At 73.5% G+C, this 4792-nt stretch carries 6 protein-coding genes; all 6 read left to right on the top strand.

What is annotated here, in order from left to right:
* Positions 1–683: hypothetical protein (locus tag G6R25_RS21535; RefSeq protein WP_163554362.1), on the top strand; the 683-nt coding region annotated here is incomplete at its 5' end.
* Positions 680–1894: a hypothetical protein gene (locus G6R25_RS21540; RefSeq protein ID WP_163554363.1), complete on the top strand. Its 1215-nt coding sequence runs from the start codon at positions 680–682 to the stop codon at positions 1892–1894. The genes G6R25_RS21535 and G6R25_RS21540, both read left to right, overlap by 4 nt.
* A complete protein-coding gene (locus tag G6R25_RS21545) occupies positions 1891–2187 on the top strand; it encodes a hypothetical protein (protein ID WP_163554364.1) in 297 nt (98 codons plus the stop codon). Before G6R25_RS21540 ends, G6R25_RS21545 begins: the two co-directional genes overlap by 4 nt.
* A 42-nt stretch (positions 2188–2229) precedes the next feature.
* Positions 2230–2577 (top strand): hypothetical protein, encoded by a 348-nt coding sequence (locus G6R25_RS21550; RefSeq protein WP_163554365.1) that lies wholly within the window; start codon positions 2230–2232, stop codon positions 2575–2577.
* Between the two features lie 57 nt (positions 2578–2634).
* On the top strand, positions 2635–2853 hold the full coding sequence (locus G6R25_RS21555; protein WP_163554366.1) for a hypothetical protein: 219 nt from the start codon (positions 2635–2637) through the stop codon (positions 2851–2853).
* Positions 2854–2865: 12 nt separating this feature from the next.
* A partial coding sequence (locus G6R25_RS21560) for a hypothetical protein (RefSeq protein WP_163554367.1) occupies positions 2866–4792 on the top strand: 1927 nt, incomplete at its 3' end.

A 4792-nucleotide genomic window follows, 5' to 3' on the forward strand; every position in this document is an offset into this window, starting at 1 on the left:
GCGGCGAGATCAGCCGGTTGGAGGTCACCGCCACCTCGTGGGCCGGGATGCTCGCGCAGCTGGTCGTCGAGGAGATGGCTGACGGCGGTGTGGTCGCGGTGCTGACCAGTCTCGGCGGGGAGTCTGATCGCACGGCCCATCTGCACGACGTCGTACTGGAGGCGGCCGCCGAGTGGTTGGACGCCGACGGTGAGGGCGTGGGCGTGGTGTGGCGGTGGACGTCGGATCGGTGCGCGCCGCACTCGTGGCACTGCGGCTGGGGGGTGCTCGGCGGCGGCCATCCGGCGCCGGCGCCGGTGGCGGTGGCGGTGGCGGTGGCGGCGTGGCGGCGCCGGGTGGCGCTGGTGGTGGACTGGCTGACCCATCTGGGTGGGGCGCTGACTGCCGGCGTGGTGCTGACGGGGGTCCTGATGCGTCTGGCCGGCCGGGCCGGTCACGGCGTGTGGGAGGCGGCGTGGTGGGCGGCTACGCCCCGGCATGCGGTGATGCTGGCCGCGGCTGTGGCCCTGACCCGCCAGGTGGCCGGGGTCGTCGGGGTGGTGTTGGACCCCGCTGACGAGCCGCGGGCGGCGGGGTGGCCGGCCTGCTGGTGGGACCGGCTCGGTGCCGTCGTCGAGGTGACAGGGCCGGCGGTGCTGCTCGCCGCCGCGGTCATAGCCCTGGGTGGGGGGTGGCTGGCATGAGCTGGGCGGAAGATCGCCGGCTGGCCCAGAGCGCTGCCCGGGACGCCGACCGGAAGGACATGCTCGCCCAGGCCGAGATTCGCCGGCTGGCTGCGGACGCGGCCGCCGACACGGCCATCAAGCTCACCGACGCCAAAGCGAAGGTCCGTAAGGACAGGAAGGCCGACGCGAAGAAGGCGCGAGCGCAGGCTGCGGGCTGGGCGGGCACGCACATGGTCGAGGTCCTCGTCTACGGCCTGGCGGTTGCCTGCGCGTTGATGGCGGTCCCGGCGATGGCCGTCTACGGCTGGCAGGTGTATGGACCGCCGGGGCTGCTGTTGCCGGTGGTGTCGGAGGCGGGGTCGTGGGCGCTGGCCGGGGCACTGCTGGCGTCACTCCGGCGGGATCCGGACCGGCGGGTGTTCTGGCTGGCGGTCGGGGTCGTGCTGCTGGCCGGCGCTGGCGGCGCCATGAACCTGGCGCACGGCTGGGCCGAGAAGGGCCCGGCGGCCGGTGCGGTGATGGCCGTCGTGTCGGTCACCGGGATCCTCGTGCACCAGTTGGCCGTGGTGTCCCCGCCGCGGTCGCGGGCGCAGCGGGCCGCGGCCCGCACGGCCCGTCAGGCGCAGCAGCGGGTCGCCCACGCCGAGCGCCTCGCCGCCCGCACCGCGGTGGTGGAGCTGGCCGCGGACGGCACGGCGCGGCTGGTGCACAAGCCGGGGCTGTACGTGCCGACTCGCCGCCGGCTGCGGCCGACCGCGGTCGGCGGGCTGCCGACTGGCCCGGCTGGCGAGGCCGACCCGCGCAGCGACTGGGACGTTGCCCTCGACGTCCTGGACGTCGACGGCGGTCCGGTCGAGCGGGCGCCGCACGCCGACCCGACTGGCATGCCGACCGAGCCGACTGAGCAGGTCAGCGAGGGTGTATCGGCCGGCGGGTCGGGGGCGGTCGGGCTGTTGGAGCGGCCCGAGTCGGACGGCGAGTCGGGCGAGGATGCCGACGAGTCGGCTGGGGTCGACGACGACGCGCAGGCGTTGGAGGAGGCCCGCTGGCTGGCCCGGCGGACCCGCCGGCGGCTCACCGAGCGGACGGTCCGCGTCTGGGTTGGTGTCGGCGCCGCGAAGGCCCGGGCGATCCGGGACGTCGTCAACGCCGAGGTGTTCGACGGCGAGTCGGGGGCGGACACCGACGAGTCGGCTGGGTCCGATGGCGGGTCGGGGGCGCAGTGGTGAGCGGGCTGCTGCTGGACCTGGTGGCCGGGCTGACGTGGGCGGTGCTGCCGCCGACGGGCGCGGACCGGGTGTCCGCGGTGTCGGGGGAGCATGCGGCCCGCCCGTCGCTGTGGGTGTACCTGGTGCGCCGCTCGGCGCCGCGGCGCTGGCGGCTGGCGGCAGTACCGGGGGTGCTGCTGCTGCACATCGCGGCCGGCCTGGCGCTGACTGTCGCGATCGTCATTCGCGCCGCAGACCTGGGTGTCGAGTGGATCGCGCGCCGCGCGGACCTGTGGCTCGACCCCGATTCCTGACCATTCCCGTCCCCTTTTTCCAAACCCCTTCAGGAGGTTGTTATGGCGTCACGTATTGATTCCCTGGCCGATGTTGACCTGTATGACGCGGAGGGTGTGAACACCTGGCTGCGGGAGGCCTGCGGCATCTACAAGGACCTGTCCCGCGAGCTGGAGTTCGGCGCGGAGGCGCTGCGCCACGCCCTCGGCGTGGCCGGCGGTGTCCTGGGCTGGGCCGACGTGGAGGGGCGGATGCGGGCCCGGCGGACCACCGCCCCGCTGCGCCGCGTCGCCGAGGCGTCCCAGTTCTCCGCGATCCAGGTCGTGAAGGCCGGCCAACTGTTCAAGGTCAATTACAGCGAGGGTTTCGAGCGGGCCGGGAAGAAGCCCGCGAAGACCTTCACCTTCTGATTTGCATTCGCAGCGTCAAAAAAATCGTTCTCGAAAAAAGTGTGAGAGGAGAGGGTAATGAGCGGGAAGGGCGGAGGCCGGCGCGGCGGCTCGGGTGAGCTGGCCCGGGTCCCGGGGCAGGCGCTGGACGGGGCCGGGCGGGGGCTGGCCTCCGCCTCAGCGGACGTGGCCGCGGGCTGGGTGCGGTTCACCCCGCCGTGGATCGCCGCGGGCACCCTGCCGGTGCTGGCAGAGAGCTGCCATCTGCTGTGGGGCGGCACCGGCACAGCGCCGTAGGCGGCGGCCGGGATGGCGCTGGCCACGGCGGGGCTGACCTGGCTGACCTGGCGGGTGTCCCACGCCCGCCATCTGATCGGCCGCATCCACGTGTCCCTGAACACGGCCGTGTCGCTGGGGTGGGTGACGGTCGCGACGATCACCGGGCTGCACCGGCCGATCGTGGACATCTGGGTCGGTGGGGCGTTCGTCGGCGCGCTGGCCTGGAACATCCGCAACACCCTGCACGGCACCTGCGACGACGACGACCGGCTGCGGTCCTGGTGGCGTACCCGGGCGGAGAAGGCGAGCCTGCCCGCCTCGCAGATGACCACCCTGGCGGTCGGTGAGGACCGGGGGACCGCCCGCCTGGAACTCGCCGAGGGGCAGACCGTTCAGGACGCGATCAACCACCGTGAGGTGATCGCCGGGATGGCCGGTGTGCCCGCGTCCGGGGTGCGCATCCAGCCCGACCCGCACGACGCCTCCGTCGCCGAGGTGACGTTCGTCCGGCGCGACATGCTGCGCGAGATCCGCCCCTATACCGGCCCCTCCCATGTCGGCGGGCTGCCCACGGATCCGCACGAGATCGGCACCTACGAGGACGGCGCCCGCCTCGAGATCGTGTTGGCCGCAGTGAAGGGCGACGCCGACCGCGGCATCGAGGACAAAAACAGCTACCACCTGGGCATCGCCGGCAAGAACGGTGCCGGCAAGAGCGGGCCGGTGCTGATCGTGGCCGGCGACTGGCTGTGCCGCCACGAGGCGCTGGTGATCGTGATCGACACCGTGAAGCGGGAGCAGACCTGGGGCAGCGTCCAGGACCTGCTCACCCTGTTCGTCACCGAGAAGAAGCCGGCCGCGGGGCTGATCCACGCGGTGCTCACCCGCCTGGTCCCCGCCATCGCCAAATTCCTGGGCGAGCGGGGCTACAGCCAGTGGGAGCCCGGCTGTGGCATCCCCGCGATCTTCTTTGTGATCGAAGAGGCGTTCGATTTGTCGGACGAGGCGATGCGCGACCTCGTCCAGATCCTCCAGCGGGTCCGCTCGCTGGGCATCAACTTGTCGATCTCCGGCCAGCGGTGGACCCACGACAACATCCCCACGTCCGCCAGGTCCGAGATCGTGCCGATGCAGTTCGGGTGCGCGGCCAACGACGCGGGCTACCTGCTCGGCGAGCTGGCCGACCGCGGCGGCGACATCGCCGAGCAGTGGGGCGCCAATCACCCCGGGCGCGCCCTGGCCGCCCTGCCCGGCATCCCCGAGGACCGCCACCTCATCCCGCTGTGCGTCGACAAGACCCCGCCGCAGACCCTCGGCGCCCTGGTCCGCCCGCACTACGTCCACACCGAGATGCCGGACCTGTTCGCCGAGGCCCTGGGCGAGGTGTGGACGGGCCGCACGATCTGGCCCGCCCCCGGCACCACCAGCACCACCACACCCCAGAAGGGATGGACCCCCATGACCGACACCCCCACCGCCGACGACAGCAGCGACGACGACCTGGACGGCGCCCTGTTCGACCCGACCGCTCTCGGCCTGGAGCGCGACGAGGACCCCGACGTCCAGCCCGGCCCCGACGACGACGTGCCCCCGCTCGGCACGTTCTCGTTCGCCCCGCCCCCGCCGCGGCCGAAGGCGAGCCCGGCCGAGGTCCGCCAGGCCGTCCTTGGCCTCATCCGGGCCTGGAAGCCGGGCACCGAGTTCGGCCCGACCGACATCGCTCGCGGCCTGCCTCAGCACGCCGCCCGCAGCCGCTCGGTGATGTCCCGCCTCCTCGCGCAGCTGCTCGACGAGGACGTGCTCGACGAGGGCGGCCGCGAGGGCACCTACCCGCGGGTAGCCCGTGCGCGGCGTGCGCACCGTGCGGAGCGTGCGCCACCCGCCCTAACGCGCGGCCGCGCGCGAGGAGACCGGCGTGCGCACGGTGCGCACCGTGCGCACGCCCCCACCCCGACCA

It is taken from the genome of Candidatus Frankia alpina, from assembly GCF_902806485.1.
Classification (GTDB): Bacteria; Actinomycetota; Actinomycetes; order Frankiales; family Frankiaceae; genus Frankia; species Frankia alpina.